General features: G+C 47.5%; 17 protein-coding genes. 6 read left to right on the top strand and 11 right to left on the bottom strand.

Going from position 1 to position 15,836, the window contains the following annotated elements:
* Positions 1-3: 3 nt before the first annotated feature.
* The 8 genes from EJV45_RS12975 to EJV45_RS12940 form a co-directional block, all read right to left on the bottom strand.
* Positions 4-1,050 (bottom strand): TerC/Alx family metal homeostasis membrane protein, encoded by a 1,047-nt coding sequence (locus EJV45_RS12975; RefSeq protein WP_129716110.1) that lies wholly within the window; start codon positions 1,048-1,050, stop codon positions 4-6.
* A 3-nt stretch (positions 1,051-1,053) separates the two neighbouring features.
* Entirely contained in the window at positions 1,054-2,025 is a 972-nt protein-coding gene (locus EJV45_RS12970; RefSeq protein ID WP_129716109.1) for a polyprenyl synthetase family protein, read from the bottom strand.
* A gap of 88 nt (positions 2,026-2,113) precedes the next feature.
* Positions 2,114-3,088, bottom strand: a complete 975-nt coding sequence (locus tag EJV45_RS12965) for a YpdA family putative bacillithiol disulfide reductase (protein WP_129716108.1) — start codon at positions 3,086-3,088, stop codon at positions 2,114-2,116.
* Between the two features lie 3 nt (positions 3,089-3,091).
* Entirely contained in the window at positions 3,092-4,498 is a 1,407-nt protein-coding gene (locus EJV45_RS12960; RefSeq protein WP_129716107.1) for a rhodanese-like domain-containing protein, read from the bottom strand.
* Between the two features lie 126 nt (positions 4,499-4,624).
* Positions 4,625-5,644 (bottom strand): asparaginase, encoded by a 1,020-nt coding sequence (locus EJV45_RS12955; RefSeq protein ID WP_129716106.1) that lies wholly within the window; start codon positions 5,642-5,644, stop codon positions 4,625-4,627.
* 246 nt (positions 5,645-5,890) lie between these two features.
* Positions 5,891-6,658 (bottom strand): TatD family hydrolase, encoded by a 768-nt coding sequence (locus EJV45_RS12950; protein WP_129716105.1) that lies wholly within the window; start codon positions 6,656-6,658, stop codon positions 5,891-5,893.
* A gap of 76 nt (positions 6,659-6,734) precedes the next feature.
* Positions 6,735-7,724 carry an FKBP-type peptidyl-prolyl cis-trans isomerase gene (locus EJV45_RS12945; RefSeq protein ID WP_129716104.1) on the bottom strand — a complete coding sequence of 330 codons (990 nt, stop codon included), beginning with the start codon at positions 7,722-7,724 and terminating at the stop codon, positions 6,735-6,737.
* A gap of 42 nt (positions 7,725-7,766) precedes the next feature.
* Entirely contained in the window at positions 7,767-8,774 is a 1,008-nt protein-coding gene (locus tag EJV45_RS12940) for a bifunctional oligoribonuclease/PAP phosphatase NrnA (protein WP_129716103.1), read from the bottom strand.
* Between the two features lie 122 nt (positions 8,775-8,896).
* Here EJV45_RS12940 and EJV45_RS12935 point away from each other — a divergent pair, with 122 nt between their 5' ends.
* The 3 genes from EJV45_RS12935 to EJV45_RS12925 all read left to right on the top strand — a co-directional run bounded on the left by EJV45_RS12935 (position 8,897) and on the right by EJV45_RS12925 (position 10,441).
* Positions 8,897-9,316: a nucleoside-diphosphate kinase gene (locus tag EJV45_RS12935; RefSeq protein WP_129716102.1), complete on the top strand. Its 420-nt coding sequence runs from the start codon at positions 8,897-8,899 to the stop codon at positions 9,314-9,316.
* 72 nt (positions 9,317-9,388) lie between these two features.
* Positions 9,389-10,141, top strand: a complete 753-nt coding sequence (locus EJV45_RS12930) for an FKBP-type peptidyl-prolyl cis-trans isomerase (protein ID WP_240755283.1) — start codon at positions 9,389-9,391, stop codon at positions 10,139-10,141.
* 117 nt (positions 10,142-10,258) lie between these two features.
* On the top strand, positions 10,259-10,441 hold the full coding sequence (locus EJV45_RS12925; protein ID WP_129716101.1) for a hypothetical protein: 183 nt from the start codon (positions 10,259-10,261) through the stop codon (positions 10,439-10,441).
* Between the two features lies 1 nt (position 10,442).
* Here the strand turns inward: EJV45_RS12925 and EJV45_RS12920 are convergent, their stop codons facing one another.
* The gene (locus tag EJV45_RS12920) at positions 10,443-10,733 is read right to left on the bottom strand and encodes a DUF721 domain-containing protein (RefSeq protein WP_129716100.1); all 291 of its coding nucleotides are present in this window, start codon (positions 10,731-10,733) and stop codon (positions 10,443-10,445) included.
* Positions 10,726-11,835 carry a DNA replication/repair protein RecF gene (locus tag EJV45_RS12915; protein WP_129716099.1) on the bottom strand — a complete coding sequence of 370 codons (1,110 nt, stop codon included), beginning with the start codon at positions 11,833-11,835 and terminating at the stop codon, positions 10,726-10,728. The genes EJV45_RS12920 and EJV45_RS12915 overlap by 8 nt, the downstream gene beginning before the upstream one ends.
* A gap of 125 nt (positions 11,836-11,960) precedes the next feature.
* Here EJV45_RS12915 and EJV45_RS12910 point away from each other — a divergent pair, with 125 nt between their 5' ends.
* The 3 genes from EJV45_RS12910 to ytxJ all read left to right on the top strand — a co-directional run bounded on the left by EJV45_RS12910 (position 11,961) and on the right by ytxJ (position 13,598).
* Positions 11,961-12,626, top strand: coding sequence for a tetratricopeptide repeat protein (locus EJV45_RS12910; RefSeq protein ID WP_129716098.1), 666 nt, complete (start codon positions 11,961-11,963; stop codon positions 12,624-12,626).
* A 136-nt stretch (positions 12,627-12,762) separates the two neighbouring features.
* The gene (gene ribH, locus EJV45_RS12905) at positions 12,763-13,254 is read left to right on the top strand and encodes a 6,7-dimethyl-8-ribityllumazine synthase (RefSeq protein ID WP_129716097.1); all 492 of its coding nucleotides are present in this window, start codon (positions 12,763-12,765) and stop codon (positions 13,252-13,254) included.
* Between the two features lie 11 nt (positions 13,255-13,265).
* The gene (gene ytxJ / locus EJV45_RS12900) at positions 13,266-13,598 is read left to right on the top strand and encodes a bacillithiol system redox-active protein YtxJ (protein ID WP_129716096.1); all 333 of its coding nucleotides are present in this window, start codon (positions 13,266-13,268) and stop codon (positions 13,596-13,598) included.
* Positions 13,599-14,263: 665 nt separating this feature from the next.
* On the opposite strand, the gene EJV45_RS12895 is transcribed toward ytxJ, so the two are convergent.
* On the bottom strand, positions 14,264-15,772 hold the full coding sequence (locus tag EJV45_RS12895) for a malate:quinone oxidoreductase (RefSeq protein ID WP_129716095.1): 1,509 nt from the start codon (positions 15,770-15,772) through the stop codon (positions 14,264-14,266).
* Positions 15,773-15,836: the final 64 nt, after the last annotated feature.

Genomic DNA, 15,836 nt, shown 5'->3' with positions numbered 1-15,836 from the left:
AAGCTAGGCTTTAACCTTCTTCGGGAAAGCGAGCGAAGCCAGAATACTCAAACCGAGAATACTCACAATAACGATCAGTGAATGTTCTGTAGAGAAACCCCAGCGATCCAGCCAGGTATGCAGAAGCATTTTTAAACCGATAAAGGTAAGCAAGACAGCGAGGCCGGTTTTCAGGTAATGGAACCGGTGAATGATGTTAACCAGCAGGAAGAACAGAGACCGCAATCCCATGATGGCAAAAATGTTTGAAAAGAAAACGATAAACGGATCGTGTGTTACTGCAAAAATGGCTGGGATTGAATCAACCGCAAACAACAAATCTGTAAACTCGACGATCAGTAACACCAGGAAAAGCGGTGTGATCATCTTTTTCCCGTTTTTTCTTACAAAGAAGTTTTTCCCCTCATACTGCGGATAGATCGCAAATACCTTCGAGGCCCACTTTACAACCGGGTGATTCTCCGGATCAATCTTCTCATCATCATCTTTTGAAAAGAACATTTTCAGACCGGTAAATACCAGGAAAGCTCCAAAGATAAGCAGGATCCACTCGAAGCGGCTGATCAGCGCGGCGCCCACAAAAATGAAGATAAACCGCATGATGATCGCACCGAGAATACCCCAGAAAAGAACCCGGTGATAGTATTTTTCCTCGACAGAGAACGCCGAGAAGATGAGCACGATCACAAAAATGTTATCGATCGAAAGGGCGTATTCAACAACGTAACCGGTGAGAAATTCTATTCCCAGATTTTTCCGGTAGAGGTCCAGGCTGGCCTCGAAGTCGCCTGGTATGAGCGTAATGGGATGCCTGTGGCTCTGCACCACATCGATCAGGCGTGTCATGTCATGGACGCCATGCAGCTGATGGCCTTCCAAACGGAGAAAAACATAGAAGCCCAGTGCCAGCGTGATCATGATGGCACTCATTATGCCCGCCTGCTTTAGGCTGACCGCATGTTCCTTTTTACTGAAGAGTCCGAGGTCAAGGACCAGGATAATCAGGATCAGGCCAAGGAAGCCCGCACTGAAAAGCAATTCGTTCGACATGTATTATTTTTTTCTCTCGGTCGTGTAACGTACCAGTTCTTCCAGGCCAGTTCGCGCTTCGCCAGGCGGAAACATAGCAAGTATTTGAAAAGCCTGCTCCTGGTAATCCTGCATCTTTTCATTGGCGTACTTCACACCTTCCATCTTATTTACGAAATCAATGATCTCACGTATTTTGGCAGGTTCGTCCCGGTGATTTTTAACCAGGTTAATCATTCGTTTTTTCTCTGCACGATCCGCTCTGTTCAACGCATAGATGAGCGGAAGCGTAACCTTTTTTTCCTTGATATCAATTCCGAGCGGTTTACCAACATCGTCTGTACCAAAATCGAAGGTATCGTCTTTGATCTGAAAGGCTATACCGACTAACTCGCCAAAATAACGCATTTTTTCGATCGTATCATCGTCCGCCCCTGCGGACGCAGCACCACAGGCACAGCATGAAGCAATCAGGGAAGCGGTCTTCTGCCTGATCACATCAAAATACAGCGTTTCGCTGATATCCATGCGCCGCACCTTTTCAATCTGGAGCAATTCACCTTCGCTCATTTGCTTTACAGCTTCAGATACGATTTTTAACAGGCGGTGTTCGTTATTGTTTACAGAAAGCAGTAAACCTTTGGCCAAAAGATAATCGCCTACCAGCACAGCAATCTTATTCTTCCAGAGCGCGTTAATGGAAAAGAAGCCACGGCGCTCATACGCATTGTCAACAACATCATCATGAACAAGCGTGGCCGTGTGCAGCAGTTCGACCAGCGAGGCGCCGCGGTGGGTAGACTCATTGATGCCGCCACACAGTTTAGCCGCAAAAAAAACGAACATCGGACGTACCTGCTTGCCTTTTTGTTTAACGATGTAATGTGTAATGCGATCAAGCAGGGGGGCATCGCTGTGCATCGACGCCTTGAAATTCTTTTCAAAGGCTTTAATGTCTTCGGCAATGGGCTGTTTGATGCGTTCTATTCCCTGCATGTACGCTGGTCTGAATGTGTGTGCAAACTTAAGTGAATTTCTGTTAAAAGCAGAATTTGCACGGGGTGTTTGTGCCCCGTAAATCTGGCTAGCTGTGATGCTGGCTTTGTGATAGGATATCTGTTATGATAAGCCCTGCGTGCACCCGCGAATTCTCAATAAAAAGCTTATGTGTATCCATCCCTCCGCAGACAACGCCGGCAAGATAAAGGCCAGGGACATTTGTCTCCATGTTGTTTTCGAGATACGCTGGCCGGAGCACTTCAGAGAGGTTAATTCCGAAGCGTTTCAGCATCTCAAAATCGGGATGGTAACCGGTCATGGCAATTACGAAATCGTTTTTAACCGTAACCAGTCCGTCAGGTGTGCGGATATCTGCTTCACCTTCCCGCACGGCAGTCAGTTCCGAACCAAACAAAGCGCGCACAGATCCCTCTTTGATCCGGTTTTCAATATCCGGCCTTACCCAGTATTTTACGTTTGGTCCAATGTCGTTACCCCTGATCACGAGCGTGACCCGTGCGCCCTTGCGGTAGGTTTCGAGCGCCGCATCAATTGCTGAATTGTTGGCGCCGACTACCACAACATCCTGAAATGCATAAAAATGGGGATCTTTATAATAATGGGTAACCTTTGGCAGCTCCTCACCGGGAATGTTCATCAGCACCGGTACATCATAAAAACCGGTCGCAACGACAACCTTTCTTGCACCATACTGGCCTCGTGATGTTTCAACAGTAAACCTGCCGTCTTCCTGTTTCGTCACGGAATTTACCTTCTCGAAAAGCCTGATATTTAAAGCGTAACTCTCGGCAACGCGCCTGTAATATTCTACGGCTTCGTTCCGGTTAGGTTTCGGATTGATCGTTACAAAGGGTAGTCCGCCGATTTCAAGCCGTTGCGAGGTCGAAAAAAAGGTCATAAAAACCGGGTAGTTAAACAGGCTGTTTACCAGCGCCCCTTTTTCAATAACGACGTAACTAAGCCCGGCTTTCTGTGCTTCGATTGCACAGGCCATTCCGATCGGGCCGCCCCCGACAATAAGAACGTCAAACTGATCCATACGTTATGATCCTGTTGCCTGGCATGATGCTTCCACCCGGGGAAGACCGGTGTTCTTCAGCGCGGCATAACCACCCGCTACATCGATCACATTTTCCACACCCCGTGAGCGCAGAATAGATGCTGCGATCATTGAGCGGTAACCACCCGCGCAGTGGATATAATAGGTTTTACGTTTGTCTATCTCCGGCATCCAGTCATTGAGGTAATCAAGCGGACGGCTTTGTGTAAAGTCAAGGTGACTGGCGTCATATTCACCCGGTTTTCTTACATCCAGCGCCAGCAGCTCTTCACTAACTGACCGGCCGGCAAAAGCCTCGGCACTTACAGATTCTATCGCGTCCGTCTGTTTGCCTGCTACTACCCAGGCAGCAAAGCCGCCCTCCAGATATCCGACCGTATTGTCGTATCCTACCCGGGCAAGCCGCGTAATGGTCTCCTCTTCCCTCCCTTCATCTGTTACCAGCAACAATGGCTGGCGCAAATCAGTAATCAGGGCACCTACCCAGGGTGCAAACTGGCCGTTCAGGCCGATATTGATTGACCGCGGGATAAAACCGGCCGCAAAAACCTGTGGGTCGCGGGTATCAAGTACCAGCGCACCCACCGCGTTTGCCCGTTGCTCAAAATCAGCAGGATTCAAAGGTTGCAGACCTTTTGCAAACACATCCTGCAGACTGTCATACCCCGTTTTGTTGATAGATGCATTTTTGGCAAAGTACTGCGGAGGTGGCAATATACCTTCCGTAACCTCGCGGATAAACTGCTCACGGCTTTCTGCCCGGAGCGCATAATTTACTTTCTTTTGGTTACCAAGCGTGTCGAACGTCTCTTTGCTCATGTTTTTGCCGCATGCCGATCCGGCACCATGAGCCGGGTAAACGATCACATCATCCGGGAGGCTTAGGATTTTGGCGTGGAGCGAATCGTAAAGATTGCCTGCCATGTCCTTTTCTGTCAGCTCACCCTGCTGGGCAAGATCGGGCCGGCCGACATCGCCTATAAAAAGCGTGTCGCCGGTAAAAATACAATGTGGCCTGCCCTGCGCATCACGAAGCAGATAAGTTGTCGACTCAGGCGTATGACCGGGTGTATGCAACACCTCTATGGTACAGTCGCCAATACGAAAAACTTCGCTGTCGGCAGCAATATGTGCAGCAAAGCCTGTTACGGCCGTCGGTCCGTAAACAATGGGCGCACCCGAACGGTCAGATAACTCTACATGACCGGATACAAAATCTGCATGAAAATGTGTTTCAAAGATGTATTTGATCTCAACGCCATCCTTCCGCGCCTTCTCCAGATAAGGATCTACTTCACGCAGCGGATCGATGATGGCTGCTTCTTTTCCGCTCGTAATGTAATACGCCGCTTCGGCAAGACAGCCGGTATAGATCTGTTCAATCTTCATTTTTTTATGAGTTAGGGTATCGGCACCAGTTCGAACAGGACGGCTCAAACCGTGTACCATTAAGCAAAATTACCCCAATTTGTCAGCCGTCAAAATGAAGACACGCCAAATTACAGAACTTTTACCCTACATAGGTGTCAGTTCCCCGCGCAGCGGTGTCTCAATTAACCTGCGCGTTTCAGACAGCGGAAGCTCGAGACCGAGCACATACATGAGTTTCGTGACGGTGGCCTCATAAGTCATATCAAACCCGCTCAGCACGCCGATTTCCTGCAGCTGTTTGCTGGTTTCATATACGCCCAGCTGTACTGAGCCCCTTTTGCACTGCGTAATGTCGACAATAATTTTTCCGGCGTCGATGGCCCGTTTCAGCCTTTCGATAAACCAGCCCGCGGTAGGTACGTTTCCCGATCCGAAAGCTTCAAGAATGATCGCCTCAACGGGCGATTCTGTGATCGCTTCAACAGCCTGGACAGAGATGCCGGGGTACATTTTCAGCACGCCAATATTCGGATTAAACCTGGTTTGCAGCTGGAGCGCTGATGAAGGGACGGGCAGGATGTAATTCTGGTTAAACCTGAGGTGAACACCCGCCTCGGCCATGACCGGGTAATTGGGCGACCGGAACGCTTCAAACTTTTCAGAATTGTACTTGATAGAGCGGTTCCCCCTGAACAGCTGATAATCAAAATAAACACAAACTTCCGGCACCATAGCCAGACCATTCTGGCGGGTCGCGGCAATCTCAAGAGCAGTAATGATGTTCTCCTTCGCATCTGTACGAATTTCACCGATTGGCAGCTGCGACCCAGTAAACACAACGGGTTTACTGAGGTTTTCCAGCATAAAACTTAGTGCCGATGCCGTAAATGACATGGTGTCAGAGCCGTGCAGAATAACGAACCCTTCATAATTATCGTATTCCCGTTTGATCAGTTCTGCCAGTTCCACCCAGATCGCGGGTGTCATATTTGAGGAATCGATAAGCGGATCAAATGAATGAACAGACAAATTGTATTCAAGCCGGCTCAGCTCCGGCACATTTTCTTTGATCTGTTTAAAGTCGAACGGCATGAGTGCACCGGTGGCGGGGTCGTTGACCATGCCAATGGTACCACCTGTGTAAATAATAAGTATGTTCGTCAATTTGGCTCTGGTTTGAGACACGAATTAACACATTTTTTTTGGAGCAGAAAATTTTTCCGGCTTGCAGAGCCATAGTCGCGCAGCGCTCAGACCTTCAAAGGGTTTGAAAGGCAGATTCCTGGAAATATGTGCAGACAGCCCGGCTATCCGCTGTAGCCCCGGAAACCGGGGGCTGCCGCTGCTATCCGGCTTATTCTGCAGGGCTGCTGCTGCTATGAACGGGCTCCCCCTCTACCGCCACACACCTCAGATGCCGAAAATCTTTTTTGAGTTTTCGGTGGTGATCCGGGCTACTTCTTCAAGTGGCAGGCCTTTGATGTCGGCAATGCGCGAGGCAACATGTATAAGGTAACTGCTTTCGTTGCGTTTGCCGCGGTGTGGCACGGGCGCAAGGTATGGCGCATCGGTTTCCAGCACAAGGTTTTCCATATCCTGCAAGGCAACAACGGCGTCCAGCCCTGAATTCTTGTATGTAACTACACCACCTATCCCCAGATAAAAGTTCAGGTCAATGGCGCGGGCTGCCTGTTCTGCATTGCCTGTAAAACAATGAAAGATGCCACGCAGCATGTCATCTCTTTCTGAATCAAGCACCGCAAACACCTCATCGAACGCCTCGCGGCAATGAATAACGATCGGCAGGTCCAGATACTTGGCCCACCTGATCTGCTGCCTGAAGGCATCTTCCTGTATGCTGAGGGTAGTCTTATCCCAATGCAGATCAATACCTATCTCGCCTATGGCATAAATTTTACGCGGGGCGATCGTTGCCTCGATCTGATCAAGCTTTTCCTGGTACCCTTCATGCACATCGCATGGATGCAGGCCCGCCATGGCAAAACAGTTTTCAGGCCAGGCGGCTGTCATCTCATCGATCATTGCAACCGATTCCACATCCACGTTGGGCAGAAAAAGACGGCTGATGCCTGCGTCCAGGCAACGCTGCATCTGTTCCGCCTTCTGCTTCGGATCTTTCTCGTAATAAATATGTGTATGCGTATCGGTGAGGATCATAGGTACAGGGGTTGTAAACAAAGAAAGGCACAAAGTTACGGAAACTTTGTGCCTTTCTGGTGCTGAACGACCTGGATTATGGTCTGCCGGCAGGTGCTGCGCCCGGAGCCGCCGCAACAGGTGCGCCTGCTTTAGGTTTTTTAATATCCGTGATCTCGATCTCAAATACCAGTGGGCTAAACGGATTAATGGTCTGGAAGCCATTTTCACCGTAACCCAGTTTCGATGGAATGATCAGCACTGCTTTGCCGCCTTTGCCTAAAAGCTGCATGCCTTCGTCAAAGCCCGGAATGGTCTGACCGATCAGCATCGGTGTCGGACCGTACTGTTTCATCGGGGTGTATTTGTTGTTCTCTTTGGCTACTTTTTCTACACTGGTATCAAAAATATTGTATTTGCCATCGGCGCGTTTCATTGGGAACTTACCTGTGTAATTTACCATGACGGTATCGCCGGGGGCAGCTTTAGCGCCGCTTCCCGCAGATTCGATCACATACTGAAGACCTGATGCAGATGTTTGCGGCTTCAGATTATTGTCGTCAATGTATTGTTTGATTTTAACCGGTTCTGAAGCTTTATTAGCTGCAACAAGGGCCTTGTACTCTTTCTCATAAAATTCGCGGCGTTTTTTATCTGCCACAGAATCAGGTTCGTTTGCCGCTTTGCGCAACACCTTTTCGATCTTAACAGTAAATACGGTGTATTTGTCTTTGGTACCTGCAGGTTTTGGCTGTCCGCTGTATTTGGCAATCGAATCCAGGTTAATCTTGAAGCTTGCGCTGTCACCTTCATGCAATTGTTTGATCGCATCGGTAATATCGCCCTGGAACATGGTTTTGCCGATTGGGAAATAAAACGGACGCTCCATGTCGTAGGTGCTCATTTTCACAGAATCGCCTTCGGTTTTTTCCACTGCGTTGATTTTTACAAAATCACCTTCTTTCAGCGTTTCGCCGCTACCTGATTTGTGAACTTTGTAGAGCATATCGCCCGGGCCCTTTTTGTATTGCTTACAAGCGGTAAAGCCCATCGCTGCTGCCAGCAGAAAAATTACTTGTTTTTTCATTTGAATCAATTTGACTTTGTTAGATGTGCAGGTTGGCACAATCTATTGTAATAACTGTGTTTTATATTCTTTTAATATGTGTTTGAATTTTTCGACCACGGCATCGAGCGGTTCGTCAGATGTGCCGCCCGCAGCGTTTCTGTGACCGCCGCCATTGAAATACTTTTTGCAGATCTCATTGGCAGGAAAATCTCCTGTAGAACGCAGGGAAAGTTTAACGCGATCCGGTCGGTCGATAATCAATGCCGCGAGCCTGATGCCATTAACGGAAAGTGCATAATTCACAACCCCCTCTGTGTCGCCGGTTTCAATATTGTATTGCTGTAACTCATCGCGGGTTACCGAAATATAAGCCGCATTGTACTCCTGTAAGACAACGAGTTTTTCAGAAAGACAGTGCCCAAGAAAACGAAGCCTGTTTTCTGAAGCATTGTCATATACCAGCTGGTGGATACGCCAGTGCTGCGCCCCGAGGTCGATCAGGTTTGCCGCAATCCTGTAAACGTCTGAAGTTGCTGACGGAAAACGGAATGAACCAGAATCTGTCATAATCCCCGTATAGAGGCAGGTGGCCACGTCTTTCGTTACCAGTTCCGGTTCTTCGAGTTCATTAACGATAAAGTCATAAACAAGCTGCGCAGCCGCACAGGCGTTGATATTCCAGTGCCGGTAATCATCAAAATCTTCGGGATCAAGGTGGTGGTCAATCATGACCTTCTTTCCTTCCGCTGCCCGGACAAGCTCGCCAAGTTCGTTGATCCGCGACAGGTTGTTAAAATCCAGGCAAAAGATCAGCGAAGCGGCAGAAACAAGTTCGGCTGCCTGGCTTCGATCTTCGGTAAAAATGAGCACTTCTGAATTGTTTGGCATCCAGTGCAGAAACTGCGGATAGTCGGTCGGGGTGATCACCTTAACATGGTGCCCTTTCTGAACCAGGTAAGCATACAGACCCAGGGAAGAGCCCATCGCATCGCCATCAGGCTTATGGTGTGTGGTGATCACAATTCGCTGTGGCTGTGCAAGTAAAGATTGTAATTCTGCTTTGGTCATTTTATTTCAGCTTGCAAAGCTAACTAATTATAAATGATAATTGGCAGCGTATTTCAAACCGGCTATAATATTAATACTATAAAGCTTACTTTTGTAAAAAATTTTAAATATACCCAGACAAGATGAGCACGAACAGAACTTTTACGATGATCAAACCGGACGGTGTTGCCAACGGACATATCGGATCTATCATCAATGATATTACATCAGCCGGATTTAAAATCATTGCCTTAAAATATACCAGGCTTACAGCTGAAACGGCAGGTGCATTTTATGCCGTTCACAGCGAACGTCCGTTTTATAACGACCTGGTTAGCTTTATGTCTTCAGGTCCGATCGTAGCCGCAATTCTTGAGAAAGAAAATGCTGTGGAAGATTTCCGTAAACTGATCGGCGCAACCGACCCTTCAAAAGCTGAAGAGGGAACCATTCGCCGCAAATACGCAAAATCAATTGATGCGAATGCCGTGCACGGTTCAGATTCTGACGAAAACGCTGAAATTGAAGGCCGGTTCTTTTTCTCGGCATTCGAGCGGTTCTAAACTGCAGCAACGATATGCAAAAAGCCACTGTTAACCGCAGTGGCTTTGTTTTAACACCCTATTCAACCAACAATGATGAAGAAAATATTAACCGCTGTACTTGTTACCGCAACATTTGCAGTTTCAGCGCAGGTTAAAAAAGCACCTGTAAAGAAAGCCGCTCCGGCTAAACCTGCTGCGGCAGCGATCAGCCTGAAAACTTCGCTCGACAGTGCGAGTTATGCATTCGGTTCCTCAATCGGGAACAGCCTTCAGTCGACAGGCCTGACAGCGCTCAATTACGACATTTTGCTAAAAGGCATTAAGGACGCCTTTACTAACGGCAAATTGATCATGGACCAGTCTGCTGCGCAACGCGCCATAGAAAAACAGATCAAAAAAGCGGGCGAACAAAAATTTGCGGCCAACGTTACCGAGGGCAAAACTTTCCTGGCAAAAAACAAATCCGCCGCAGGCGTAAAAACTACAGCTTCCGGGTTGCAATACCAGGTCATTAAAGAAGGTGCGGGTGCACATCCTTCGGCAGAAGATACGGTTACCGTACATTACAAGGGTACCCTGCTTAACGGCAAACAGTTTGACAGCTCCTATGATCGCAATGAGCCGCTGGCGTTACCGCTGAATGGTGTTATCGCCGGCTGGACCGAAGGCGTTCAACTGATGACTGCGGGATCGAAGTACAAATTCTGGATTCCCTATAACCTGGCATATGGCGAACGCGGTGCGGGTTCAGACATTCCTCCGTACAGCACACTGGTGTTCGAAATTGAGCTGATCAAAATTGGCAAAGCCGAAAGTTCAGCGCCGGAGCAAACTGGCAAGTAGCAACTTTTCTTGATTTTTTAAGCCCTTTCGGAAACCTGGAAGGGCTTTTCTGTTAGCCGCCCTGGCAAAACAATTTAAAACGCGTGTTGTTACCTTCTCAAATAAACTGAAAACAACATGACTTCATTAAAAAAATTCATACCATTTGCCGCCCTGCTGTTTATCATGACAACCCTCAGCAGCTGCGACCTCGTTGAAGGAATTTTTAAGGCGGGCGTATGGACAGGTGTAATTCTGGTCGTCGTCGTTGTAGCGTTGATCATCTGGCTGATCAGCAGAGTATTCGGCGGACGCCGCTAGATTAAAGAAACACAATTTCTTCGACGAGCGCATTACCGATGCGTTCGTTGAGTTTCTGGATAATGCCCTGCCGTACCAGGACCAGCTCATTTTTTATTACAGAAGACTCGATCCGTACAAACAGGCGCTTATTATGAATATAAATCTGTTTGGTCCGGTTGCCGACGGCGACGCCTACTACCTCCGGCCACAGCGAAACAATTGACGTTTCGTCAAACTTCTGGCGTAGCCGGTAGGTATCTAACATCTTACCGATCGCATCTTTTAAACTGATGTCATTAGGTTTACGCATGGGCGGCTACTGATCCGTTTTCAACTTCGAACAAATTTACGTCGACGCCGATGTTATTAAAAATGAATTTCACTCTTTCTTTGCCTGTATCGGTAATAAAGATCTGTCCGAAATCATGATGGGAAACCATCTCCATCAGTTTATGAATACGCTGATCATCCAGTTTATCAAAAATATCGTCAAGCAACAGCAGCGGCTTGAAGCCCTTATGTTGCTGCAGGTAGGCATACTGGGCCAGTTTAAGCGCAATGAGAAATGATTTTTGCTGCCCTTGTGAACCGAATTTCTTCAGCGGCATATCTCCATGAATATGGAAAAGGAGATCATCCTTATGTATACCGGTCGTGGTGCGCTCAAGCAGCCGGTCTTTGTCTGATGACTGTTTGAGGAGCTGCTCAAACGGGGTATCTGACAATTGTGACTGGTAGGCCAGTTGCACCGTTTCCTGCCCCCCGGTCAGAAAAGTATAGTACTTATCGAAATACGGAATATAGTCTGCCATAAATGCTTCCCGCTTTGCGAAAAGCCGGTGCCCCGACGTGATAAGCTGTTCATCATAGATCTCCAGCAAAGCCGGGTCGTAGCGCCGCGTTTCTGCAATTTGTTTAAGCAGGGCATTCCGGTTTAATAAATGCCGGTTGTAGGCGATCAATTCATCGAGATAAGCTGAATCTGTTTGCGAAATAACGGTGTCCATAAAACGCCGGCGTTCTTCACTTCCGTCCAGTATCAGCCCGCTATCATTAGGCGTAATCATCACCACGGGGAAAAGACCGATGTGGTCTGCCAGTTTTGTATATTCTTTTTTATTGCGCTTGAACTGCTTCTTCTGTCCGCGTTTAAGTCCGCAGCTTATCTTTTCATTTACCTCATTTCGTTCAAAATCGCCCTGTACCATAAACAGCTCGGCTCCTCTTTTGATCTGCTGCGCATCTACAGGATTAAAATAACTTTTACAAAGACACAGATAATGAATGGCATCGAGAAGATTCGTCTTACCTGCACCGTTGGTACCAACAAATGCGTTTACGCCTGCGGAAAAAACCAGGGCGGCATCGCCATAATTTTTGAATTGTAAAAGGTGAAGATTTTTAAGGTGCATGTTCAGACTTCAAAGTTAACCTTTTGCCATCTTTAATGCGCTAAAGATTAATCAAATACTTTTTAAAGGGGGTTGATACTTTGACCGAATATTGTATTTTTGCAAACTAATTTTTCCAAACAAATATGTCTGCGACAGAAAAAGAGACAACAGTAAAGGTGAGAAAGGGTTCTTTCTTTGAAGAAAACAGCAAAAGCATTTTATTTATAGCAGGTGCTATTGTTGTGCTGGCCGGTATTTACTTCTGGTATCAGAACGTTTATCTCAAAGACCGTGCCCAGGAAGCTGCCGCGCAAATGTTCAGAGCTGAACAATACATCGGGATTGATTCGCTGGCAAATAAAGCCATCAAAGGCGAAGGTGGTTACCCCGGTCTGGAGAAAATTGCCGAAGAATACAACAACACAAAGTCTGCTAATCTGGCCAATCTTTATCTTGGCGGCATTTACCTGCGCAAAGGCGAGCACCAGAAAGCGGTTGACGCATTAAGCAAATACAGCGCTACAGGCAGTCCGGTAGCAGATCCGCTTGCCCTTGGTCTTCTTGGCGATGCATACAGCGAGTTGAAAGACTACAAGCAGGCAGCAACCTATTACCAGAAAGCTGCAGATAAGAATGCAAAATTCACCTCGCCAATGTTCCTGAAAAAACTCGGCCTGGTTCAGGAGACTTTAAAAGACTATAAAGCAGCGGCAGACGCCTATACCAAAATCAAAACGCAATATCCTGAAAGCCAGGAAGCGCAAATGATTGACGCGTACATTGCAAGGGCCGAAGCAAAAACGAAATAATCATCACAAAACTCATTCAGAAGACTTCGCATCATGCGGAGTCTTTTTTTTTGGTCCGCCAGTTGCGGCTGATAAATTTACATCCGGGAAACAGCGCTTCGGCCTTTCCGGGAATCATTAAACCTATCTTTGTATTATGGCTACACAACTAAAAAACCTCTCAGATTTTTCACATACAACCGTTCCTTCAGGTGCGGATTATCGTTTCGGGATCGTCGTTGCAGAATGGAATGCAGCAATAACAGGAAGTCTTTATGAAGGCGCGCTCAAAACATTAAAGGCACATGGGGTGTCTGATGATAACATTACTTCTGTTTCGGTACCTGGAAGTTTTGAGCTGACCGTTGGCGCTGAGCTGCTTTTGGCCAAAAAACCGGAACTGGATGGTGTCATCTGCCTGGGCTGCGTGATTCAGGGCGAAACCCGTCACTTCGATTTTATCTGTGATGCGGTTGCTCAGGGACTGACCAATGTTGGCATTAAATACAGCAAGCCGGTTATTTTTGGCGTGCTGACAACCGACAATCAGGAACAGGCAGTTGACCGCTCTGGCGGAAAACATGGAAACAAAGGCGATGAAGCCGCGATTACTGCATTAAAAATGGCAGAGCTGGCTGCAGGACTATAAAATAGAATATTATGGATTGGATAGCATTTTCATCAAAAGATCAGCTCGAGGAGATCAAAAATCGCGACGGATACAGCGTTATCTTTAAACACAGCACGCGCTGTCCGATCAGCTCAATGGCAAAAAGACGCTTCGAAATGGATGCTGACAGTATTCCTTCAGACATACCATTATATTTCCTGGACCTGATTCAATACCGGGACATATCAAACCAGATTGCGGAAGATTTTAAGGTAGTCCATCAGAGCCCGCAGGTGCTGCTAATCAAAAAAGGCGATTGCGTACTGGAGGCCTCACATGGCGATATCTCTGCAGAAGAAGTGGCGGGGGAGATTAAAGAGTAGAGGTGAGATATGAGATTTGAGTCTTGAGACAGGTGCAGAACCTTTTCACCGCTTTAAAGAGCGATCGAGGGGTTCTCATATCTCACATCTCAGGACTAGCATCTGGAAAGATTTGAGATATGAGACTATAGTCTTGAGAAGGGGTGCAGAACCTTTTCACCGCCTTAAAGAGCGATCGGGGGGCTCTCAAATCTCACATCTCAGGACTAGCATCTTGAGAGATTTGAGATATGAGACTTGAGTCTTGAGATAGGGTGCAGAGCGTTTTCACCGCTTTAAAGAGCGATCGAGGGGTTCTCATATCTCACATCTCAGGACTAGCATCTGGAAAGATTTGAGATATGAGACTATAGTCTTGAGAAGGGGTGCAGAACCTTTTCACCGCCTTAAAGAGCGATCGGGGGGCTCTCAAATCTCACATCTCAGGACTAGCATCTGGAAAGATTTGAGATATGAGACTATAGTCTTGAGAAGGGGTGCAGAACCTTTTCACCGCTCTTAAAGATCGATCGGGGGGCTCTCAAATCTCACATCTCAGGACTAGCATCTGGAAAGATTTGAGATATGAGACTATAGTCTTGAGAAGGGGTGCAGAACCTTTTCACCGCTCTTAAAGATCGATCGAGGGGTTCTCACATCTCAAATCTCAGGACTCATATCTCTTCTCAGTTTGCCGTCGCTTCGATCTCCAACGCCCTTGCCGTACGTTCGCGCGTGGTGCGGCATAATTCCTCGTCGTCGGAAAGGGATTTGCCGTAAGTTGGAATCATTTCGCGCAGTTTAGATTGCCATTCAGGCGTCTGCACCTCCTCCCTGAAGCAACGATGCAGCAGGTCGATCATAATGGACACCGCTGTAGATGCGCCGGGCGATGCACCAAGCAATGCAGCGATCGACCCGTCGGCAGCACTCACCACCTCGGTGCCGAATTCGAGAATACCGCCTTGTTTTTCGTCTTTTTTAATAACCTGTACCCGCTGGCCGGCTGTCTCGAGCTCCCAGTCTTTCAGTTCGGCCTCAGGCATATATTCGCGGAGCGCTGCAAGACGGTCCTCGTTCGACTGCCTGACCTGATCAATCAGATATTTTGTAAGCGGGAGGTTATGTATACCGGCAGAAAGCATAGGCCGGATGTTGTTCAGTTTTATAGAAAGCGGCAGATCGAAATATGAGCCGTGTTTCAGAAATTTCGTTGAGAAACCTGCATAGGGGCCGAAAAGCAACGCTTGCTTGCCGTCAATCATCCTCGTGTCCAGGTGTGGAACTGACATAGGCGGGGCACCAACGGCAGCCTTGCCATAAACCTTTGCATGGTGGCGCGCGATAACTTCTTCGTTTGTACATTTCAGCCACTGCCCGCTAACCGGAAAACCGCCAAAGCCCTTTCCTTCCGGAATATCTGATTTTTCCAGCAGCGGCAGAGAACCACCGCCCGCACCGATAAAAACAAACCGGGCAATTCGACTCCGTTTCTCACGCGTAGCCAGATCACGCACCACTACTTTCCAGCCACCTTGACGGTTTCTTTTAAGCGTACGCACATCATGATTAAAGTAAAGTGGTGAGGAATCTTTAAGCGAATTAAACATCGCGCGTGTTAGCGCGCCAAAATTTACGTCTGTACCGATGTCCATACGGGTCGCAGCAACTTTCTCATTTTTATCGCGGCCCTCCATCACCAATGGAATCCAGGAATCGATCTCTTCAAACGACTCGCTGTACTTCATATCCTTAAACAATACGCCCTGCTGCAGGGCTTCGAAACGGGTTTTAAGGTATTTAACGTTACGCTCGCCCCAAACGAAACTCATGTGCGGAATGTTGCGTATGAAACTGCCCGGATCTGAAACAATGTTTTTGTCAAGCAGGTAAGCCCAGAACTGTTTTGAAACTTCAAACGATTCGGCAATTTTGAACGCCTTGCTCGTTTCTACACTTCCGTCAGCAAGTTCGGGCGTATAGTTGAGCTCGCAAAAGGCCGAGTGACCGGTACCTGCATTGTTCCAGGCATCAGAACTTTCGGCTGCTGCTACATCCAGACGCTCATAAATCTCTATTTTGAGTGCCGGGTTAAGTTCTTTCAGCAATACGCCCAGGGTTGCACTCATGATCCCTGCGCCTATCAAAATTACATCAGCGTCTGCTTTAAACTCGGGTTTCGATCTCTTTTTCATTCAAATTCTCGCGAACCGCAAATTTAGAACGATTATCAATAAAATCCCGGTATTTCTTTAGGAA

This window comes from Pedobacter sp. SYP-B3415 (genome assembly GCF_004138205.1).
GTDB lineage: Bacteria > Bacteroidota > Bacteroidia > Sphingobacteriales > Sphingobacteriaceae > Pedobacter.
The sequence above is the reverse complement of the archived record's forward strand: the minus strand, read 5'-3'. Positions and strand labels throughout refer to the sequence as shown.

Bases quoted from the DNA above. Each gene is read 5' to 3' on its own strand.
- EJV45_RS12975 (WP_129716110.1), bottom strand. From the start codon at position 1,050: ATGTCGAACGAATTGCTTTTCAGTGCGGGCTTCCTTGGCCTGATCCTG.
- EJV45_RS12970 (WP_129716109.1), bottom strand. From the start codon at position 2,025: ATGCAGGGAATAGAACGCATCAAACAGCCCATTGCCGAAGACATTAAA.
- EJV45_RS12965 (WP_129716108.1), bottom strand. From the start codon at position 3,088: ATGGATCAGTTTGACGTTCTTATTGTCGGGGGCGGCCCGATCGGAATG.
- EJV45_RS12960 (WP_129716107.1), bottom strand. From the start codon at position 4,498: ATGAAGATTGAACAGATCTATACCGGCTGTCTTGCCGAAGCGGCGTAT.
- EJV45_RS12950 (WP_129716105.1), bottom strand. From the start codon at position 6,658: ATGATCCTCACCGATACGCATACACATATTTATTACGAGAAAGATCCG.
- EJV45_RS12945 (WP_129716104.1), bottom strand. From the start codon at position 7,724: ATGAAAAAACAAGTAATTTTTCTGCTGGCAGCAGCGATGGGCTTTACC.
- EJV45_RS12940 (WP_129716103.1), bottom strand. From the start codon at position 8,774: ATGACCAAAGCAGAATTACAATCTTTACTTGCACAGCCACAGCGAATT.
- EJV45_RS12935 (WP_129716102.1), top strand. From the start codon at position 8,897: ATGAGCACGAACAGAACTTTTACGATGATCAAACCGGACGGTGTTGCC.
- EJV45_RS12930 (WP_240755283.1), top strand. From the start codon at position 9,389: ATGATGAAGAAAATATTAACCGCTGTACTTGTTACCGCAACATTTGCA.
- EJV45_RS12925 (WP_129716101.1), top strand. From the start codon at position 10,259: ATGACTTCATTAAAAAAATTCATACCATTTGCCGCCCTGCTGTTTATC.
- EJV45_RS12920 (WP_129716100.1), bottom strand. From the start codon at position 10,733: ATGCGTAAACCTAATGACATCAGTTTAAAAGATGCGATCGGTAAGATG.
- EJV45_RS12915 (WP_129716099.1), bottom strand. From the start codon at position 11,835: ATGCACCTTAAAAATCTTCACCTTTTACAATTCAAAAATTATGGCGAT.
- EJV45_RS12910 (WP_129716098.1), top strand. From the start codon at position 11,961: ATGTCTGCGACAGAAAAAGAGACAACAGTAAAGGTGAGAAAGGGTTCT.
- ribH (WP_129716097.1), top strand. From the start codon at position 12,763: ATGGCTACACAACTAAAAAACCTCTCAGATTTTTCACATACAACCGTT.
- ytxJ (WP_129716096.1), top strand. From the start codon at position 13,266: ATGGATTGGATAGCATTTTCATCAAAAGATCAGCTCGAGGAGATCAAA.
- EJV45_RS12895 (WP_129716095.1), bottom strand. From the start codon at position 15,772: ATGAAAAAGAGATCGAAACCCGAGTTTAAAGCAGACGCTGATGTAATT.